General features: G+C 68.0%; 19 protein-coding genes. 4 read left to right on the top strand and 15 right to left on the bottom strand.

The window, feature by feature from the left end:
- Positions 1–45: 45 nt before the first annotated feature.
- The 3 genes from HWX07_RS01825 to HWX07_RS01815 all read right to left on the bottom strand — a co-directional run bounded on the left by HWX07_RS01825 (position 46) and on the right by HWX07_RS01815 (position 3025).
- Positions 46–1323, bottom strand: coding sequence for an L-fuconate dehydratase (locus tag HWX07_RS01825; protein WP_006480697.1), 1278 nt, complete (start codon positions 1321–1323; stop codon positions 46–48).
- 23 nt (positions 1324–1346) lie between these two features.
- A complete protein-coding gene (locus HWX07_RS01820) occupies positions 1347–2189 on the bottom strand; it encodes an ureidoglycolate lyase (protein WP_006480696.1) in 843 nt (280 codons plus the stop codon).
- Positions 2190–2260: 71 nt separating this feature from the next.
- The gene (locus HWX07_RS01815; RefSeq protein WP_175874958.1) at positions 2261–3025 is read right to left on the bottom strand and encodes an SDR family oxidoreductase; all 765 of its coding nucleotides are present in this window, start codon (positions 3023–3025) and stop codon (positions 2261–2263) included.
- 667 nt (positions 3026–3692) lie between these two features.
- Here HWX07_RS01815 and HWX07_RS01810 point away from each other — a divergent pair.
- The 3 genes from HWX07_RS01810 to HWX07_RS01800 all read left to right on the top strand — a co-directional run bounded on the left by HWX07_RS01810 (position 3693) and on the right by HWX07_RS01800 (position 5657).
- Positions 3693–3983: a DUF3331 domain-containing protein gene (locus HWX07_RS01810; RefSeq protein ID WP_011547132.1), complete on the top strand. Its 291-nt coding sequence runs from the start codon at positions 3693–3695 to the stop codon at positions 3981–3983.
- A 170-nt stretch (positions 3984–4153) separates the two neighbouring features.
- The gene (locus tag HWX07_RS01805) at positions 4154–5140 is read left to right on the top strand and encodes an oxidoreductase (protein ID WP_175874957.1); all 987 of its coding nucleotides are present in this window, start codon (positions 4154–4156) and stop codon (positions 5138–5140) included.
- Between the two features lie 214 nt (positions 5141–5354).
- The gene (locus HWX07_RS01800) at positions 5355–5657 is read left to right on the top strand and encodes a DUF4148 domain-containing protein (protein ID WP_006480691.1); all 303 of its coding nucleotides are present in this window, start codon (positions 5355–5357) and stop codon (positions 5655–5657) included.
- 209 nt (positions 5658–5866) lie between these two features.
- Here HWX07_RS01800 and HWX07_RS01795 read toward each other — a convergent pair whose 3' ends face one another.
- The 6 genes from HWX07_RS01795 to HWX07_RS01770 all read right to left on the bottom strand — a co-directional run bounded on the left by HWX07_RS01795 (position 5867) and on the right by HWX07_RS01770 (position 11594).
- A complete protein-coding gene (locus HWX07_RS01795; RefSeq protein ID WP_175874956.1) occupies positions 5867–7072 on the bottom strand; it encodes a TauD/TfdA family dioxygenase in 1206 nt (401 codons plus the stop codon).
- A gap of 23 nt (positions 7073–7095) precedes the next feature.
- Positions 7096–8052: an alpha/beta hydrolase gene (locus tag HWX07_RS01790; protein ID WP_175874955.1), complete on the bottom strand. Its 957-nt coding sequence runs from the start codon at positions 8050–8052 to the stop codon at positions 7096–7098.
- A gap of 43 nt (positions 8053–8095) precedes the next feature.
- Positions 8096–8584 carry a thioesterase family protein gene (locus HWX07_RS01785; RefSeq protein WP_124700093.1) on the bottom strand — a complete coding sequence of 163 codons (489 nt, stop codon included), beginning with the start codon at positions 8582–8584 and terminating at the stop codon, positions 8096–8098.
- A gap of 10 nt (positions 8585–8594) precedes the next feature.
- Entirely contained in the window at positions 8595–9560 is a 966-nt protein-coding gene (locus tag HWX07_RS01780; protein WP_175874954.1) for an L-carnitine dehydrogenase, read from the bottom strand.
- Between the two features lie 90 nt (positions 9561–9650).
- Positions 9651–10580: a 3-keto-5-aminohexanoate cleavage protein gene (locus HWX07_RS01775; protein ID WP_050012324.1), complete on the bottom strand. Its 930-nt coding sequence runs from the start codon at positions 10578–10580 to the stop codon at positions 9651–9653.
- A 60-nt stretch (positions 10581–10640) separates the two neighbouring features.
- Positions 10641–11594, bottom strand: coding sequence for a choline ABC transporter substrate-binding protein (locus HWX07_RS01770; RefSeq protein ID WP_175874953.1), 954 nt, complete (start codon positions 11592–11594; stop codon positions 10641–10643).
- 444 nt (positions 11595–12038) lie between these two features.
- On the opposite strand from HWX07_RS01770, the gene HWX07_RS01765 reads away from it, so the two are divergent.
- Positions 12039–12206, top strand: a complete 168-nt coding sequence (locus tag HWX07_RS01765) for a hypothetical protein (RefSeq protein ID WP_175874687.1) — start codon at positions 12039–12041, stop codon at positions 12204–12206.
- 117 nt (positions 12207–12323) lie between these two features.
- On the opposite strand, the gene HWX07_RS01760 is transcribed toward HWX07_RS01765, so the two are convergent.
- The 6 genes from HWX07_RS01760 to HWX07_RS01735 are packed head-to-tail and all read right to left on the bottom strand — an operon-like array spanning position 12324 to position 16658.
- Positions 12324–13829, bottom strand: a complete 1506-nt coding sequence (locus tag HWX07_RS01760) for an aldehyde dehydrogenase family protein (protein WP_175874952.1) — start codon at positions 13827–13829, stop codon at positions 12324–12326.
- Between the two features lie 33 nt (positions 13830–13862).
- Positions 13863–14393 (bottom strand): cytochrome c, encoded by a 531-nt coding sequence (locus HWX07_RS01755; RefSeq protein WP_175874951.1) that lies wholly within the window; start codon positions 14391–14393, stop codon positions 13863–13865.
- Complete coding sequence (locus HWX07_RS01750) at positions 14390–14890, bottom strand: cytochrome c (protein WP_175874950.1); 501 nt, start codon at positions 14888–14890, stop codon at positions 14390–14392. Before HWX07_RS01750 ends, HWX07_RS01755 begins: the two co-directional genes overlap by 4 nt.
- Positions 14887–15432, bottom strand: coding sequence for a methylamine dehydrogenase light chain (locus HWX07_RS01745; protein ID WP_175874949.1), 546 nt, complete (start codon positions 15430–15432; stop codon positions 14887–14889). The genes HWX07_RS01750 and HWX07_RS01745 overlap by 4 nt, the downstream gene beginning before the upstream one ends.
- Positions 15433–15471: 39 nt before the next feature.
- Positions 15472–16107, bottom strand: coding sequence for a methylamine dehydrogenase accessory protein MauD (mauD, locus tag HWX07_RS01740; protein WP_175874948.1), 636 nt, complete (start codon positions 16105–16107; stop codon positions 15472–15474).
- Positions 16104–16658 (bottom strand): MauE/DoxX family redox-associated membrane protein, encoded by a 555-nt coding sequence (locus HWX07_RS01735; RefSeq protein ID WP_175874947.1) that lies wholly within the window; start codon positions 16656–16658, stop codon positions 16104–16106. The genes mauD and HWX07_RS01735 overlap by 4 nt, the downstream gene beginning before the upstream one ends.
- Positions 16659–16662 lie beyond the last annotated feature (4 nt).

Here is a 16662-nt window from a genome sequence, read left to right as displayed (position 1 = left end):
CGATGCCCACGACGTGCATCGCGCACCGTCGCGCGTCGCCCGGCTTCAGCCGCGGAACCGGTATTGCTCCAGCGATTCGGGCTTCATCTCGATCGAGAAACCGGGCGCCGTCGGCGGCATGTACGCCGCGCCGCGCACCACGCACGGTTCGACGAAATGCTCGTGCAGATGATCGACGTACTCGGTCACGCGCCCTTCCTTCGTACCGGAAATGCACACGTAGTCAATCATCGACAGGTGCTGCACGTACTCGCACAGCCCGACGCCGCCCGCGTGCGGGCACACCGGCAGCCCGTATTTCGCGGCCATCAGCATCACCGCGAGAATCTCGTTCACGCCGCCGAGCCGGCACGCGTCGATCTGCACGACGTCGATCGCGCCGCGCGCGATGAACTGCTTGAACAGCACGCGGTTCTGGCACATCTCGCCGGTCGCGACCTGCACCGGCGCGATCGCCTCGCGGATCTTGCGATGCCCCTCGACGTCGTCGGGGCTGGTCGGCTCCTCGATGAACCACGGCCGCGCGAACGCGAGTTCGCGCACCCAGTCGATCGCCTCGTCGACTTCCCACACCTGATTCGCGTCGATCATCAGCTTGCGGTCGGGGCCGATCACCTCGCGCGCGATCGTCACGCGGCGGATGTCGTCCTCGAGGTTCGCGCCGACTTTCAGCTTTACGTACTCGAAACCTTCGTCCACCGCCTCGCGGCACAGCCGGCGCAGCTTGTCGTCGCTGTAGCCGAGCCAGCCGGCCGACGTCGTGTAGCACGGGTAGCCGTCGCGCTCCAGCGCGGCGATCCGCGCGGCCTTGCCGGGCGCCTGCCGGCGCAGCAGGTCGAGCGCTTCGTCCGGACTCAGGCAGTCGGTCAGGTAGCGGAAGTCGATCGCCCGCACCAGCTCCTCCGGGCTCAGGTCGGCGACGAGCCGCCACAGCGGCTTGCCGACGGCCTTCGCCCACAAATCCCACACCGCGTTGACGACGGCGCCGGTCGCCAGGTGGATCGCGCCCTTGTCCGGGCCGATCCAGCGCAACTGGCTGTCCGACGTGACGTGCCGCCAGAAGCGGCCCATGTCCTCGCGAATCCAGTCGAGGTCGAGGCCGACGACGAGGTGACGCATCGCGTCGATCGCCGCGCAGCAGATTTCGTTGCCGCGCCCGATGGTGAACGTGAGCCCGTGGCCTTCGAGCCCGTCGCGGTCGGTTTCGAGCACGACGTAGGCCGCCGAATAATCGGGGTCCGGATTCATCGCGTCGGAGCCGTCGAGCTGGCGCGAGGTCGGAAAGCGCACGTCGAGGACGCGCATCGATCGAATGATAGGCATGACGAACCGTCCGTTGAAGGGAATCAGGCCTGCACGGTGCGCTGGCGCTGCTCGCCGAGCCCGTCGATGCCGAGCGTGATCACCTGTCCGGCGCGCAGGTAGACGGGCGGCTTCTGCCCGAGGCCGACGCCCGGCGGCGTGCCGGTCGAAATCACGTCGCCCGGCTGCAGGCTCATGAAACGGCTCAGGTAGCTGATCAGGTGCGGCACGCGAAACACCATCGTCGCGGTCGTGCCGTTCTGGTAGCGGTGGCCGTCCACCTCGAGCCACAGCCGCAGCGCGTGCGGATCGGGCACTTCATCGGCCGTCACGAGCCACGGGCCGATCGGGCCGAACGTGTCGTTGCCCTTGCCCTTGTCCCACGTGCCGCCGCGTTCGAGCTGGTATTCGCGCTCCGACACGTCGTTCACGACGCAGTAGCCGGCGACGTGCGACAGTGCATCGGCTTCGTCGATATAGCGGCCGCCCTGGCCGATCACCACGCCGAGTTCGACTTCCCAGTCGGTCTTCTCCGAGCCCCGCGGGATCTCGACGTCGTCGTTCGGGCCCGAGATCGCGCTCGTCCACTTGCCGAACACGACGGGCTCCTTCGGTACCTCCATCCCCGATTCGGCCGCGTGATCCGAGTAGTTGAGCCCGATGCAGATGAACTTGCCGACGCGGCCGACGCACGCGCCGAGCCGCGGCGTGCCCTCGACGAGCGGCAGCGACGAAGGCGGAATGTCGCGCAGCCGCGCGAGCGATGCGGGCGTCAGCGCGTCGCCGGCGATGTCGTCGATCACGCCGGACAGGTCGCGAATGTGGCCCTGCGCATCCAGCAGGCCCGGCTTTTCATGGTGTTTGTCGCCAAATCTCAGCAGTTTCATAGCGTTGTCTGAATGGAAACGGGAAGTGAACGGGAAGGCACGGTCAGGTCGATAAGGTCAGTTGGGCATGGTCAGTTAGACCAGCCGCCGTCGATCAGGTGAATCGTGCCGGTGGTGAACGACGCTTCGTCGGACGCCAGGTACAGCGCGAGCGCGGCCACTTCGTCCGCGCTGCCGATGCGGCCGATCGGCTGGCGCGCGACGAACGCCTGGCGCACCTCGTCGGCGGACACGTGGCGCGTGCGCGCCTGATCGGCGATCCGCTGCTCCAGCGACGGCGATTCGATCGTGCCCGGGCAAATCGCGTTGCAGCGGATGCCGCGCTCGACGAAATCGGCGGCCACCGCCTTGGTCAGCCCGATCACGGCCGCCTTGGTGGTGCCGTACACGAAGCGGTTGGGCACACCCTTCACGCTCGACGCGGCCGACGCCATGTTGACGATCGACCCGCCGCCGGCTTCGAGCATCGCGGGCAGCAGCGCGCGGATCAGCCGGTACATCGACGTGACGTTCAGGTTCAGCGAGAACGCCCACGCGTCTTCGTCGCACTCGAGGATCGAGCCGTGATGCACGTAGCCTGCGCAGTTGAACAGCACGTCGAACGCGCGTTCGTTCGCGGCGAGCGCGGCGACCTCGTTCGCGGCGGTGACGTCGAGCCGCCGCGTGACCAGCCGGCTGCCCGCGCGCTCAGCGTCGGCCTCGAGCCGCACCAGCGCGGCTTCGTTGATGTCGGTCGCCAGCACGTCGGCGCCCTCGCTCGCGAATCGCAGCGCGGTCGCGCGGCCGATGCCCTGCCCGGCCGCCGTCACCAGCGCGCGTTTGCCCTGCAATCTCATGAGCATCTCTCCGAAAAAGCCGGCCGCCAGTCGGCCGATTGGCACAAAGGACTAAAGGTCCAACCAATCATAGGAAGGGATCACCCGTTTGTCACGAAATCGCGATTCAGTATTTACCCGGGGCGGATCAATCCGTCCGGCACGCAAGAATGCGGCGTGCGAGCGGCGTTGAAGTCCGGCCCCTCGATTCGCGCAAACCCAGTACCGGCGGGCCTTCCACCCGATCCTCGGGCAACGTTCGGCGCCACGGAAAACGCAAACTGACAAAAAAGTCATGTTCACGTCAGGGTGCCAACGGGTGGCGCACGCCATCATGGCGTTGCCGGACCGCGCTTCCGGTACATCGCCTCCCCGCCCGCGCCGGATCCCTGCGGGCACCTCCGTCCCCCTGGCGATGTATCCCGTGACTGGGCGAGCAGACACGGCGCGCGGGCCGATTTTCCGCCCCGGGCTTTCTGTCCGGGGCTTTTTGTTCTTGGTTTTTTAAGAAAATAAGCGTGGATTGTTTCTAAATCGGCAAAAGGTAATTTGAGCCAGACAGGATGTTTTTTCCGGTCACAGACGCTTACATTTAGCGCACCACTCATGGAAACCCCTACGGATTCCCCCTTGGGTAGTGACACCCACTGCCATGGCCGAACCCGCACGGGCTTTAGGAAACGGCAAAATGAAGGCCTCCCAATCCCTGCCTGCGCTCGATCCCGCCGACGTCCACGTCGAAATCCTCGAACGTTCCGATACGCTGCTCGTCGTCCGCTGGGTCGAGCCCGGCCGCTGTCACTACGGCGAGCAACGCTGGCGCCGCCGCTTCGCGCAGCGCACCGGCACCTGCGCGCTGTCGCGCCAGGTCATCCATCGCGGCGACGAAGTGTTCCGCCCGGCCGAGCGTCCGGCCCCCGCGAACGCCGCCGCCATGATCTCCGCCGCCGAGGTACTCGCGCTGGCCGGCAGCAGGTAACCCCTGCCGGCCGTGCGCCAGGCTGGCGGCGCCACGCTATCCGCCAGCCAGTCCTAGAAGCGCCGGTCTAATTCCCCCGCTTGTCTGCTCCGTCCGCCCGCACTATCGTTACACCACTCAATGTAACGATTACGTGCCGCGGCCGACCGGCCGCGCCGATGGAGGCAGACATGCATGCATGGAGCGCGCGCCACGTCCCGGCGCAAGGCGGCAAGGTCGCGGTCGTGACCGGCGCCAATAGCGGCCTCGGCTGGCACCTCGCGGAAACGCTGGCCGCGAAAGGCGCGACGGTCGTGATGGGCTGCCGCGACGCCGCACGCGGTGCGCAGGCCGCCGACGCGATCCGCCGGCTTCATCCTCATGCACGCGTCGAAGTCGATCCGCTCGACCTCGCCGATCTCGCGTCGATCGCCCGTTTCGCGGGCGACGTCGGCGAACGCCACGGCCGCGTCGACATCCTCTGCAACAACGCCGGCGTGATGTTCCTGCCGCTGCGGCACACGCGCGACGGCTTCGAGATGCAGTTCGGCACCAACCACCTCGGCCATTTCGCGCTGACCGGCCAGTTGCTGCCGGCGCTGCGCGCCGCACGTCGGGCGCGCGTCGTCACGATGTCGAGCGGCTTCAACCGCGGCGGCCGGGTTCGCGTGGACGACCTGCGCGCCGCGCATCGCTACAACCGTTATCTCGCCTATTGCGACAGCAAGCTCGCGAACCTCGTGTTCGCACTCGAGCTGCAGCGCCGCTTCGAGCGCGCGGCGTTCGCCGGCATCAGCGTCGCCGCGCACCCCGGCTATGCGGCGACCAACCTGCAGTTCGCGGGCCCGGTGATGGACCGCTCGCCCGCCCGCGCCGCGCTGATGCGTGCCGCGAACCGTTATCTCGCACAGCCGGCCGATCAGGGCGCGCTGCCCGCGATTCATGCCGCCACGTCGCCCGATCTGGCCGGCGGCGCGTACATCGGCCCGTCCGGCTGGTTCGAATCGCGAGGGCTGCCGGCACCGGCAAGCGTGCCGCGCGCGGCGCGCAACGTGGCAACGGCGGCGTTGCTGTGGGAAGCCTCGGAAGCCGCGACGGGCGTGCGCTTCCTCAGTTCCGGCGCACCTGCCGGACGCGCGCCGGGCCGGCCGTTCGATACGGCGGCCGAAGCACGCTGAATCGCGCGCCGCCGGCCACAGTATTCTTCATACTTATTACGCCAACCGAAAAGAAAGCCCGTTGAAAGACTGTTTCCACGTCTCACTGTTACCAGTCAGGAAACAATTTATCGTCAAATTCAGCGTTTACCCTGAACACGCCGGTGACTAACATTTGATCAATCGCTCAAGACATGGTGTCGAGAGCGAACTCAATAAAACACCGGAGGTCACCATGAAATCGCTCGTTTCCGCAGTCGTTGCCGCTGCCGCCCTGTCCGCTTCGTTCGGCGCATTCGCTCAACAAAGCACCGTGACGCGCGCTCAAGTGCGCAACGAACTGGTCCAGCTCGAACAGGCCGGCTACAAGCCCGGCGTGTCGAGCCCGTACTACCCGAACGACATCCAGAGCGCCGAAGCGCGCGTTCATGGTGTCGACAGCAGCGGCTACGGCGCGCAACCGGCGCCGCTCGTCCACTCGGGCGCGCCGGCAGCCGCTTCGTCGAACGCACGCGACTCGATCTTCTTCGGCCAGTAAGCCGATGCGCCCCCGGCGGGCGCCGCGCGTCGCGCGATGAAGTCACGCAGTCCTGACGAGCCCCCTTCGCGGGGCTCGTCTTTTTTGTGAAACGCATACCTCCGCCGCCCGGCAGCGGGTGGCTTCGCCCGGACGCCTGGCGTCCGGGTGCTTTTTCCCGGCGAGGTGTGCGAGAAGATGCCGTGTGTGCCGGTCAGTCGGTCAGTCGGTCAGCCGGCCACGGCCGCAGCCCCGGCCGGCGCCGACCGCGACAGCACGCGCCAGCGCGACAGCAACTCGTCGCGATCGACGTAACAGCCCTGCAAGTGCCGACGGCCCGTCGACGGGTCGAACTCAGTGCGCGCATGCAGCACGCGCCGGTTGTCGAACGCCCACATGTCGCCCGCCCGCAGCCGGCGCTGCACGCGAAAGCGCGGCTCGCGCGCCAGCGCGAGAAACCGCCGGTACGCACGATAGACCGCCGGGACCGATCCGGCCGGCGCATCGAGCGGCCCGCGCAGGAAGTTCGCGACGCGCACTTCCGTCACGTTGCCGCGTGCATCGAGGCCGATCACCGGCGCCGAACAGCGGTAGTCGCTGTTCGCACTCTTGTTCCAGAACTCGAACGGCGTCGATGCGAGCGGCTCGAAATCGTCCGGATGTTCGCGCCGCAGCGCATCCGCGAGCGCGAAGCCGTCGAGGAAAATGCTGTCGCCGCCCGTCGCGTCGTTCGCGAGGCAATGCAGGAACTGCACGCCCGGCTGCAATTCGCGCGTCGGCAGGTCGGTGTGCGGTGGAAGATTCAGCGACGTATACGCATTGCTGTCCGGGCGCGGCTTCGATTCGACGTCGAACAGCACACCGAAATTACTTTCACGGATCAGGCCGACACGGCGTGCGATCTCGTCGACGCGGCCGCGCTCGGCCGGCACGCCTTCGACGAGCGTGAGCCCCGTGCGCTGCAACGCGCCGAGCCATGCGAGCAACGCACGGTCGTCTTCCATCACGTCGCGCCACGCGAACACGCCGATCGCCGTCGCATCGTCGCCGGTCCATACGTGCCGCCCGTGCGCGGCCAGACGCTCGGCGCGTGACGCATCGTCGTACGCATGCGCACGCAACCAGCCCGGCGACCACGCGCTGCGGTGCCCGTCGTTCCATTCCACATGCAGCGCGCCGTCGGTCTCGACGTGCACGGTGAGCGCCGACAGATCCTCCCTCGCATCGGCGATCTCGAACACCTGTTCGCGCGTGATCGCATGCACGCACGCGGAACACGCGCAGTTGTCGCGCAGCCAGTCGAAATGGAACGGCGAGCGTCGCGCGTCGCTCCACTCGACCTCCACCGCGTCATCGCCGATCGTCGCCGCCGCGATCGCCGCGTCGGCCGAAAACGTCCGCCAGTCCTCGATACGGTGTTGCGCCGCTGCCTGCATCGTTGCCTCCCGGAAAACGCCCGCTACGCGTGTGGTGCGAGCAAGAACCCACCGACCAGCCGGTGCATCCGCGCGGCCTGCGGGCTCGTCCCGAGCGCGCGCCAGCAGCCGTGCACCAGCCCCTCTCCCATCCAGCCGCGCGCGACCCCGCCGGCCGCGCGAATCCGTTCGACGTACACGCGCGCATCGTCGCGCAGCGGATCATGCTCGGCGCCGATCGCAAGCACCGGCGGCAGCCCGTCGAAGCGCCCCGCTTCGAGCGGCACCGATGCACGCAACAGCGGGTTGCCGTCGCGCAGCACGTCGGCCAAGTCTCCGCCCCAGTACAGTTCTCGATAGCGATGCACGTCGTCGAGCGTCAGCATCGGCGCGTGCGCTTCCGCCTCGCGCGCGGGCGATTGCGGTTCGAAACCGAGCATCGGATAGACGAGCGCGACGCCGTCCACGTTGCGTTCGCCCGCATCGCGCAGCGCGGTCGCCACCGCCGCCGCGAGCATCCCGCCCGCGCTGTCGCCCGCGAGCGTCAGCGGAGGCACGCATGGCCCGAACGGCCAATGCGCATCGCGTGCGGCGCGCGTGACGGCCAGGCAATCATCGAGCGCGGCCGGCGCGCGGTGCTCGGGCGCGAGCCGATAGTCGACGGCGATCACGTCGAGGCCCGTATCGGCTGCCAGTCGCGCGGTGATCAGCGCATGGCTGTCGAGCGAGCCGACGACGAAGCCGCCGCCATGAAAAAACAGCACCGTGCCGCGCGGCGTGCCGTGTTCGCACGTATAGCGCCGCAGTGCGATCGTGCGGCCGTCCGGTGCGCGCCACACCGCGTCGTGCTGCACGATGCCGGCCGGCAGCGCGGCTGGCGTCCATTCGGCCGCGAAGCGGTCGTAGAGACGGCGCTGCTCGTCGGGCGAACGCGCCGCCGCATCGACCGGATACCAGGCGTCGACGGCCGCGACGAACGCCGCGATTTCCGGTTCGAGCATCGTGTGCGCTCCGCGGTCGAAGATCGAAAGACGACGCGTGCCGCTAGCGGCGCGGCGGCAGCCCGATCACGCGGCCCGCATACGCAGGCGCTGCGCACTCGCGCTGCAATGCATGCAGTTCGGCCACGCGCGCGGCCACGTCGTCGTCGAACGGCGCCGATTTCGCGCCATCGCGCGTATCGACGTGCAGCAGCATCTGCTCGCTCGCCGACACCGCGTCGTCATGCCCGTCGGCGAACAGTTCGAGATACAGGTGCAGCCGCTTCGCGTCGTGCGCGAGCACCCGCGCATCGACGCGCACCGGCGTGCCTTCCTTGATCTCGTGCAGATAGTTCACGTGCGCTTCGAGCGTGTAGACCGAGCGAGCCCGCTCGCGACGCGCGGCGTCGTCGAGGCCGATGCGATCCAGCAGCGCATCGGTCGCGAAGCTGAAGATCAGCAGGTAGAACGCATCGCGCAAGTGGCCGTTGTAGTCGACCCATTCGGGCCGCACGACGTCGCGGTAAATCGTCAGCGGGGTATCGCCGGTCATCGCCTGTCCTTTAGTCCTCGAATCGCATCCCATGCCGCGCCTTCACCGCGGCGATCGATTTCAGCACCTCGGTGATGCACTCGTCGCGATAGCGTTCGAGCTCCTTGATGCTGCGCGTGCCTTGCTGTTCGGTCGTGCCTTCGACGACGCTGTCGATCAGTTCGTCGGTCAGCGTCGGCGCGACCAGCTTCGTCCACGGCAGCTCGAGCGCCGGGCCGAATTGCTGCATGAAGTGTCGCATGCCCGCGTCGCCGCCGGCCAGCGTGTAGGTCAGGAACGTGCCCATGAACGACCAGCGGATGCCCGCGCCGAAGCGGATCGCATCGTCGATCTCGCCGGTCGTCGCGACGCCTTCGTTGACCAGATGCAGCGCCTCGCGCCACAACGCCTCGAGCAGGCGGTCCGCGATGAAGCCCGGCACTTCCTTGCGCACGTGCAGCGGCCGCATGCCGAGCTTGCGATAGACCTCCATCGCGCCTTCGACCGCTTCCGGCGACGTGCGCGCGCCGCCGAGCACCTCGACGAGCGGCAACAGATAGACGGGATTGAACGGATGGCCGACCACGCAGCGCTCCGGATGTGTCGCCCGCGCGTAGAAGTCGGTCGGCAGCAGCCCCGACGTCGACGACGCGATGATCGCGTCGGGTTTCGCCGCGCGGCTGATCTGCTCGTGCAGTTCGAGCTTCAGCGCCTCGCGCTCGGGCGCGCTCTCCTGGATGAAATCCGCATCGGCGACGCATTCTTCGATCGTCGATACGAAGCGCAGCCGCGCGGGATCGGCGCCCGGCGCGAGGCCGACGCGTTCGAGCGCGGGCCACGCGTTCGCGACGTTCGCGCGCAGTCGCGCTTCGGCGCCCGGCGCCGGGTCCCACACGACCACGTCGAGACCGTGGGCGAGCGCGCGGGAAATCCATCCGCTGCCGATCACGCCGGTGCCGATGGCGGCAAACGTCTTGATGTCGGTCTTCACAGCCATGTCAACGCATCCTTCGAATCAGGGGAAATCGGTGGGCGGCCGTGCATGGACGCAGGCCGCCATGTCATGTCAGTCAGTCCGGGAACAAACTCACGCGAATTCGGCGAGCGCGCGGCGTTCGAGCGGACGTTCGCCGCGCGCCGGCAAGCCGAGCTTGCGGCGGCCTTCGGCCGGCGTCAGCACGCGGCCGCCGAGGCGTTCGACGATCTCGCGGGCGCGCTCGACGAGCGTGCCGTTGGTCGCATGCACGCCGCGATCGAGCCAGATGTTGTCTTCGAGGCCCACGCGCACGTGGCCGCCGAGCAGCATCGCCTGCGCGACCATCGGCATCTGCATGCGGCCGATTCCGAAGCCGGCCCAGTGCGCGCCCGGCGGCAGGTTGTCGACCATCGCCTTCATCGTGCCGGTATCGGCCGGCGCGCCCCACGGAATGCCGAGGCACAGCTGGAACAGCGGCGGATCGTCGAGCAGCCCTTCCTTGAGCAACTGCTTCGCGAACCACAGATGGCCCGTATCGAAGATCTCCAGCTCCGGCTTCACGCCGAGTTCCTGGATGCGCTTCGCGCCGGCGCGCAACTGCGCGGGCGTCGACACGTAGATGTAGTCGCCGTCGCCGAAATTCAGCGTGCCGCAGTCGAGCGTGCAGATCTCGGGCAGCAGTTCCTCGACGTGCGCGAGGCGCGTGAGGCCGCCGACCAGATCGGTGCCCTTGCCGAAGCGCATCGGGTCCTCGCCGGGGCCGATCTCGAGATCGCCGCCCATGCCGGCCGTCAGGTTGATGATCACGTCGACGTCGGCCGAGCGGATGCGGTCGACCACTTCGCGATACAGGTTCGGATCGCGGCTGCCGCGCCCCGTCTGCGGATCGCGCACGTGGCAGTGGGCGACCGTCGCGCCGGCCTTCGCGGCTTCGATCGCGGCGGCCGCGATCTCCTTCGGCGTGACCGGAATCGCCGGATGCTTGCCGACCGTATCACCCGCGCCGGTGACGGCGCAGGTGATGATGACTTCGTGATTCATGTGGATGCCTCGCTTGATTCGGGTTGTGTCGCATTGCAGATAGCGCGTGGGCGCCGGCCGTTACAGACCGAGATACGCCTTCACGGCCGGCAGGCCGTCCTTGCCGTCGAACGTCTTCACGCCCGCGAGCCACGAATCGAGCACCTGCGGGTTCTTCTTCAGGTACGCCTTCGCGGCCTCGGCCGGCTTGGTCTTGTTCATCACCGACTGCATCAGCTGGTTCTCGAGCTGCGTCGAGAAGCGCAGGTTCGTCACGAGCTTGCCCGCGTTCGGGCAGCGCGCGATGAAGTCGGGCGCGGTGAGCGTGTACACGCGCGCCTCGCCGTAGTTCGGGCCAAACGCCGCGTCGCCGCCGGACAGGTAGTTCATGCTGAGCTGGATGTTCATCGGATGTGGCTCCCAGCCGAGGAACACGACCCACTTCTTCTCGCGGACCGCGCGCTCGACCGTCACCAGCATCCCGGCCTCGCTCGATTCGACGAGCTTGAAGCCGCCGAGCCCGTACTGGTTCGTGTCGATCATCTTCTGGATCGTCGCGTTCGCGCTGCTGCCCGGCTCGATCCCGTAGATCTTGCCGTCGAGTTCGGCGCGGTGTTTCGCGATGTCGTCGAAGGTCTTCAGGCCGGCCTGGTATGCGTAGCTCGGCACCGCGAGCGTCGCTTTCGCGCCGGACAGGTTCGGCGGCTCGACCACGTTGATCGACTTGCTGTCGAGGAACGGTTGCAGCTGCTTCTGCTGCACGGGCCACCAGTAGCCGAGCGACACGTCGAGCTGCTTGCTCTTGAGGCCGGCGAACGAGATCGGCACCGACGCGATCGTCGTGGTCGGCTTGTAGCCGAGCGCCTCGAACACGGTCGACGCGAGCGCCGTGGTCGACGTGATGTCGGTCCAGCCGATATCCGCGAAACGCACGGTGCGGCAGGTCGCGGCCTCCGTCTCGGCCAGCGCCGCGTGCGTGAACGCGCCGGTCGCCAGCACGGCCGCGGCGAGCGCGGCGATCTTCGTCGACTTCATGGTTCGGTTTCTCCCGGTTGATCTCGCGGCAGCCGGTGCGCGGAGTGTGCGCCGGCCTGCATCGTGGGAGTAAAAGTAACGAGCCATATTCGCCGCGAGAAGACCGGCGGCGACCTGTTCTTGCCTGTTTGCGACTATGAGTGGAAACCACTAGGTTGCGCTTGAGGCTTGCCGGACGGGGGTTCGGGGTTTTTCTGGGGAGCGGCGGGATTGCCCGGATGCGGCGCGCACCTTTCGATTCCGCCACGGCCTTGCTGACGGATTTCCGACACGTCGCCGGATACCGTGGGCCGGCCCTATGCTGGAAGTCGCCGGGCGATCGCGCGCGGCCCGCCCGTTGCCGTGTCGCCTCGTGTCCTGACGTTGCGCGTCGCTGGAACGGATGCAGACGGACACGGCCGGCCGTCGCGATGTCCGTCTCCGGTCTTTCCGCCAAGGAACACCATGATGCTTGCCGCTTTCTTCGTCGTCGCCCTTATCGCCATCGTCGTGCCCATGCACCGCGGCGTGATGCGCGGCGCCGATGCGAAACTTCGTGCGCAATTCGATGCGGACGGTCAGCATGGCGAAGCGTCGCGGCGGTTGATGCGTGACGCGGGATACGACGTCTGATCGCCGAGCCGGGTCCGTATCGCCGGGCGCCGCGCGCCCCATTGTCGGGGCGGCGCTGATCCGCGCGTGACGGCGGCGCGTGCGTGGCCGATAGGCCGACCACGCACGCCGCGACGCTCAAGCGTAGTTCATCATCACCGACTTGCTCTCCGTGTACTGGTCGATCACCGCGCGGCCGAGTTCGCGGCCGAAGCCCGACTGCTTCATCCCGCCGAACGGCAACGCGTTGTCGAGCAGCGAGTGGCAGTTGACCCACACGGTGCCCGCGGCAATACGCGGAATCAGCTTGTGGATCGCCGCGAGATCGTTCGACCAGATGCTCGCGCCGAGGCCGTACGGTGTGTCGTTCGCGAGCTGCACGGCCGTATCGACGTCGTCGAACGGCATCGCGACGAGCACCGGCCCGAAGATCTCCTCGCGCACCACGCGCATCGCTTGCGTCGTATCGACCAGCACCGTCGGCTCGACGAAGAAGCCGGGGCCGTGGATCGCGCGGCCCCCCGCGGCGGCGCGCGCGCCCTCGCCGAACCCCGAGTCGATGTACCCGCATACGCGCTCGCGCTGCTTCGCCGAGACGAGCGGGCCGATCTGCGTCGCCGGGTCCATCCCCGGGCCGATCTTCAGGCTCGCGGCGATCTTCGCGACGCGCTCGATCACGCCGTCGAACACCTTCGAATGGATGTACGCGCGCGATCCGGCCGTGCACACCTGACCCTGGTTGAAGAAGATCGCGTTCGCGACGCCCAGCGCGGCCTTGTCAAGATCGACGTCGGGCAGCACGATCACCGGCGACTTGCCGCCGAGCTCCAGCGACATCCGCGTCATGTTGTCGAGCGCCGCGTGGCCGATCGTCTTGCCCGTCTGCGTCGACCCGGTGAACGCGATCTTGTCGATGTGCGGATCGCGCGACAACGCCGCGCCGGCCGTGTGACCGTAGCCGGTAACGATGTTGACGACGCCGTCCGGAAACCCGGCCGCCTGAATCAGCTCACCGAGCCGCAATGCGCTCAGCGGCGTGTCTTCGGCGGGCTTCAGCACGACGGTGCAGCCGGTCGCGAGCGCCGGCGCGATTTTCCACGCGGCCATCAACAGCGGGAAATTCCACGGAATGATCGCGCCGACCACGCCGACGGGCTCCTTGCGCGTATAGGCGAAGATTTCGCTGTCCGGCAGGTACGGCATGCCCGCGTCGATCACGCTGCCTTCGATCTTCGTCGCCCAGCCGGCCATGTAGCGGAAGCACTGCGCGGCCATCGCGACGTCGAGCCCCTGCGCGACCGTCACCGGCTTGCCGTTGTCGAGCGATTCGATCTCGGCGAGCTCGCGCGCATTGGCCTCGATCAGGTCGGCGAGCACGAGCATCAGGCGCTCGCGGTCGGTGGTCTTCGCAGTGCGCCACGGGCCCGCATCGAAGGCACGGCGCGCGGCCGCGACTGCCTGCTGCACGTCGCGTTCGTCCGCTTCCGGCACGCGCGCGAGCACGGTGCCGTTGGCCGGGTTCACGACATCGAGCCGGCGGCCCGACGCGGCATCGCTCCACTCGGCGCCGATCAGCATCTGCTTCGGCTTCGCGAGAAACGCGCGCGTCGCGTCGAGCAACGCAAAGGTTTCGTTCGTCTCCATGTTCCTGTTTCCCTGATTCGTTGAGTGAGTCGGTCAGTAGCGATCCGCGACGCCGTCGATTCCGCGCGCCTGCAACGCGCGGACGAGCCCGGCGCGCACGGTCGCGACGTCGGACAGCGCGGGACGGCGGTGAGCGGCGACTTCGGCGGCCGTATACGGCTTGAAGTCGCGCGGCAGCGCATCGCGGTTCATCGTCGTGAGCACCCAGTTGAGCACGTCGGCCAGTTCGCGATCCGACAGCGCCGAGTTCGACGCACCGGGCACGCGCATCACGTACTCGCGCCCGGCCGGCAGACGCGTGAAATAGCCGAGCGAATTCGCGAGCGGCGGCACCTTGCCGGGAATGCCGCCGCCCGTCGCCGTGTGGCAACCCATGCAGTTGAGCACCCAGTGCTGCCGTGCGAGCGCGGCATCGGCCGCGCCGTCGGCCTGCGCGGGCGGGGCGAATGCACCAGCCACCGCGCCCGCCAGCAGCAGCCAGCACGACAGCCGATATGACATGCCGCCGAGCCACGACGACGCCGCGCACCGCGTGCCGTGCACGGACACGCGCACGCCGTTCACAGGCCGAGCCCCTTGATCACCACCGCGCGCTGCGCATGCACGGCCGTGCCGTCCATCTGCTTGGCCCGCGCCGCACGGATATCGGCCGCGGTGAACGGCTTCGCGTCGCCGTGCCGCGCGTTGAGGTCGAACACGACGTAGTTCAGCACGTGCGCGATGTCGTCGTCGCTCGCGCTCGCGAACGACGGCATCTTGAAGTTGTAGCGCTTGTCGTGCACTTCTATCTCGCCGAACATCCCGTGCAGCAGCGTCGCGATCAGCTGCGCCCGCCCGGCTTCCGTCGCCGCGTACTTGCCCGGATAGTCGGTCAGCGGCGGCGCGAGGCCGTCCTGCCCTTTTCCGCCCGTCTGGTGACACACCGCGCACTGCGCGTCGAACAGGCTTTTCCCGGCCGGGTAATGCACGGTTTCCTGCGCGTGCGCCGCGGCGGCCAACGCGAAGGCCGTCGTGGCCGCCATGCATGCAACAACGCCCTTTCCTGCTTGCTTCACTTTCATTGCTTCGCCGCTCCCAGCAGAACCGAAACCGAACAGTGGTAATTCGAATTACCGTTCGCCATGCACCAGTTGATGTCGTTGTTCAGCGACAGCTTGTACAGCGGCTTCTCGCGCTCGTTGCGGTTGCAGAAGCACTTGCCGCACGACGTCTTGCCGCAGCAGTCGTTGTAGGACACGATGTAGTCCGAACCGTCGTGCGGATTGCGGCAGGTGCCGATCCACGTGATCGGCGAAGGCGTCGTGCCCGGCGGGCAACTGCTCGACGTACCGCCGCAGCAGCTGCAAAGCCAGCCGTCGATCGCGCAGTATTTCCAGTAGTCGCAGCTCGTCGGGTCGTCGCTCGCGCCGGCCGCGGCGGCACCGGACGTGCCCGACGCCCCTGATGCCGCGTCGGCCGCATACGCGGTGCGGTCAACCGGCAGCAGCGGCAGCAGCGCCGATCCCACCAGCACCTTGCCGAGCCTCGCCATCGCGCTGCGCCGCGAACTGTGCTGCGCGACGCCGCGCGCAGACCGCTCGAACCATGAATCAAACACGCCCATGTCGTCGTTCTCCAATGACGTTGAAAAAGGTTCGGCCGGTCATGCGTGCTGCGCGCGCCCGTCGTGGGCATCGTGGCTGTGATCGCCATGCACGAACTGCTGCAACGACGCGACGCCGCGCTCCTTCGCCTCGAACAGGCTCTCGAGGTGCTCGCGCGTGTTGACGAGCCCCTTCGCGCGCACGGTGCCCGTTTCGTCGAGCAGCACCGCATACGGCAGCTTGCCGATCTGGTACGCGAGGCCGAGCTCCTGCGACAGCACGTACGGGAAGCGCCCGAGATCGTGCTTTCGCGCGAAGCGCGTGTGTTCGTCGGCATCGCCGTCGCTCGCGAGCACGATGTTCACCGGCGTCGCCTCGCTGGCCTGCAGCGACGGCAGCAGCGGCAGCAGCTTCTTGCAGACCGGGCACGTCGGCGACAGGAAGAACAGCAGCGTGGCCTTGCCCGCTGCATCGATGCCGCCGACCTTCACCCGCGCGCCGCGAATGTCGGTCAGTTCGAACGTCGGCGCGATCGCGCCGACCGCCGGCCCCTTGTCGATCATCAGCGCGCCGGCCGGCATGATGCGTTCGTACAGGATGCCGATCTGGCGCACCAGCGCGAGGCAGATCGCGCCGAGCGCGAGGACGGCCACCCACAGCAGGGCGGTGGAAACGGTGAGAGCGGTTTGCATCATGAATTCCTCAGGTGGGAAAGGCGCGGGACGTTGGCGAGCAGCACGTCGACGGTGAGCAGCGCGCAGACGATCAGCAGCACGGAGAAGAACAGCGTCAGGTAGTCGAACCACACCACGGCGCGCGTGCCCGGCTCGACGAACGCGGTCCCGGCCAGCGCGACGAGCAGCAACACGCGGCCGACATGCAGCCAGCCGATGCCGCGCGGGGCGTCGGCTCGGGCGGCGATGAAGCCGGAACAACCGCAGTCGATGTCGGTGTGGCCGCGCAGCAGGTTGATCGCGAGCCCGGCCGCGAACGCCAGGAGCAACGCGATCAGGCCGGTCGCTCCGGCCATGCGCGTGTCGGGAAACAGCAGCGCCACGGCGGCGACGGCTTCCGCGAGTGGAATCGCGAACGCGACGGGCGCGCTCAGCGCATCGGGCAGCAGCCGGTAGCCGGCGAGCGCCTGGCGGAACGCGGCCGGCCGGCGCATCTTCGCGAAGGCGCCGAGCAGCACGACGGCGGCCGCGCCGGCCTGCGCGCTGGTGGCGAGTACGGGATCGAGGGTCATCGCG

The sequence above is a fragment of the Burkholderia sp. BCC0097 genome, assembly GCF_902832985.1.
Taxonomy (GTDB): domain Bacteria; phylum Pseudomonadota; class Gammaproteobacteria; order Burkholderiales; family Burkholderiaceae; genus Burkholderia; species Burkholderia orbicola.
The sequence above is the reverse complement of the archived record's forward strand: the minus strand, read 5'-3'. Positions and strand labels throughout refer to the sequence as shown.

Excerpts from the sequence above, each read along its gene's own strand:
- HWX07_RS01825 (WP_006480697.1), bottom strand. The coding sequence starts at position 1,323 with ATGCCTATCATTCGATCGATGCGCGTCCTCGACGTGCGCTTTCCGACC.
- HWX07_RS01820 (WP_006480696.1), bottom strand. The coding sequence starts at position 2,189 with ATGAAACTGCTGAGATTTGGCGACAAACACCATGAAAAGCCGGGCCTG.
- HWX07_RS01815 (WP_175874958.1), bottom strand. The coding sequence starts at position 3,025 with ATGAGATTGCAGGGCAAACGCGCGCTGGTGACGGCGGCCGGGCAGGGC.
- HWX07_RS01810 (WP_011547132.1), top strand. The coding sequence starts at position 3,693 with ATGAAGGCCTCCCAATCCCTGCCTGCGCTCGATCCCGCCGACGTCCAC.
- HWX07_RS01805 (WP_175874957.1), top strand. The coding sequence starts at position 4,154 with ATGCATGCATGGAGCGCGCGCCACGTCCCGGCGCAAGGCGGCAAGGTC.
- HWX07_RS01800 (WP_006480691.1), top strand. The coding sequence starts at position 5,355 with ATGAAATCGCTCGTTTCCGCAGTCGTTGCCGCTGCCGCCCTGTCCGCT.
- HWX07_RS01795 (WP_175874956.1), bottom strand. The coding sequence starts at position 7,072 with ATGCAGGCAGCGGCGCAACACCGTATCGAGGACTGGCGGACGTTTTCG.
- HWX07_RS01790 (WP_175874955.1), bottom strand. The coding sequence starts at position 8,052 with ATGCTCGAACCGGAAATCGCGGCGTTCGTCGCGGCCGTCGACGCCTGG.
- HWX07_RS01785 (WP_124700093.1), bottom strand. The coding sequence starts at position 8,584 with ATGACCGGCGATACCCCGCTGACGATTTACCGCGACGTCGTGCGGCCC.
- HWX07_RS01780 (WP_175874954.1), bottom strand. The coding sequence starts at position 9,560 with ATGGCTGTGAAGACCGACATCAAGACGTTTGCCGCCATCGGCACCGGC.
- HWX07_RS01775 (WP_050012324.1), bottom strand. The coding sequence starts at position 10,580 with ATGAATCACGAAGTCATCATCACCTGCGCCGTCACCGGCGCGGGTGAT.
- HWX07_RS01770 (WP_175874953.1), bottom strand. The coding sequence starts at position 11,594 with ATGAAGTCGACGAAGATCGCCGCGCTCGCCGCGGCCGTGCTGGCGACC.
- HWX07_RS01765 (WP_175874687.1), top strand. The coding sequence starts at position 12,039 with ATGATGCTTGCCGCTTTCTTCGTCGTCGCCCTTATCGCCATCGTCGTG.
- HWX07_RS01760 (WP_175874952.1), bottom strand. The coding sequence starts at position 13,829 with ATGGAGACGAACGAAACCTTTGCGTTGCTCGACGCGACGCGCGCGTTT.
- HWX07_RS01750 (WP_175874950.1), bottom strand. The coding sequence starts at position 14,890 with ATGAAAGTGAAGCAAGCAGGAAAGGGCGTTGTTGCATGCATGGCGGCC.
- HWX07_RS01745 (WP_175874949.1), bottom strand. The coding sequence starts at position 15,432 with ATGGGCGTGTTTGATTCATGGTTCGAGCGGTCTGCGCGCGGCGTCGCG.
- mauD (WP_175874948.1), bottom strand. The coding sequence starts at position 16,107 with ATGATGCAAACCGCTCTCACCGTTTCCACCGCCCTGCTGTGGGTGGCC.
- HWX07_RS01735 (WP_175874947.1), bottom strand. The coding sequence starts at position 16,658 with ATGACCCTCGATCCCGTACTCGCCACCAGCGCGCAGGCCGGCGCGGCC.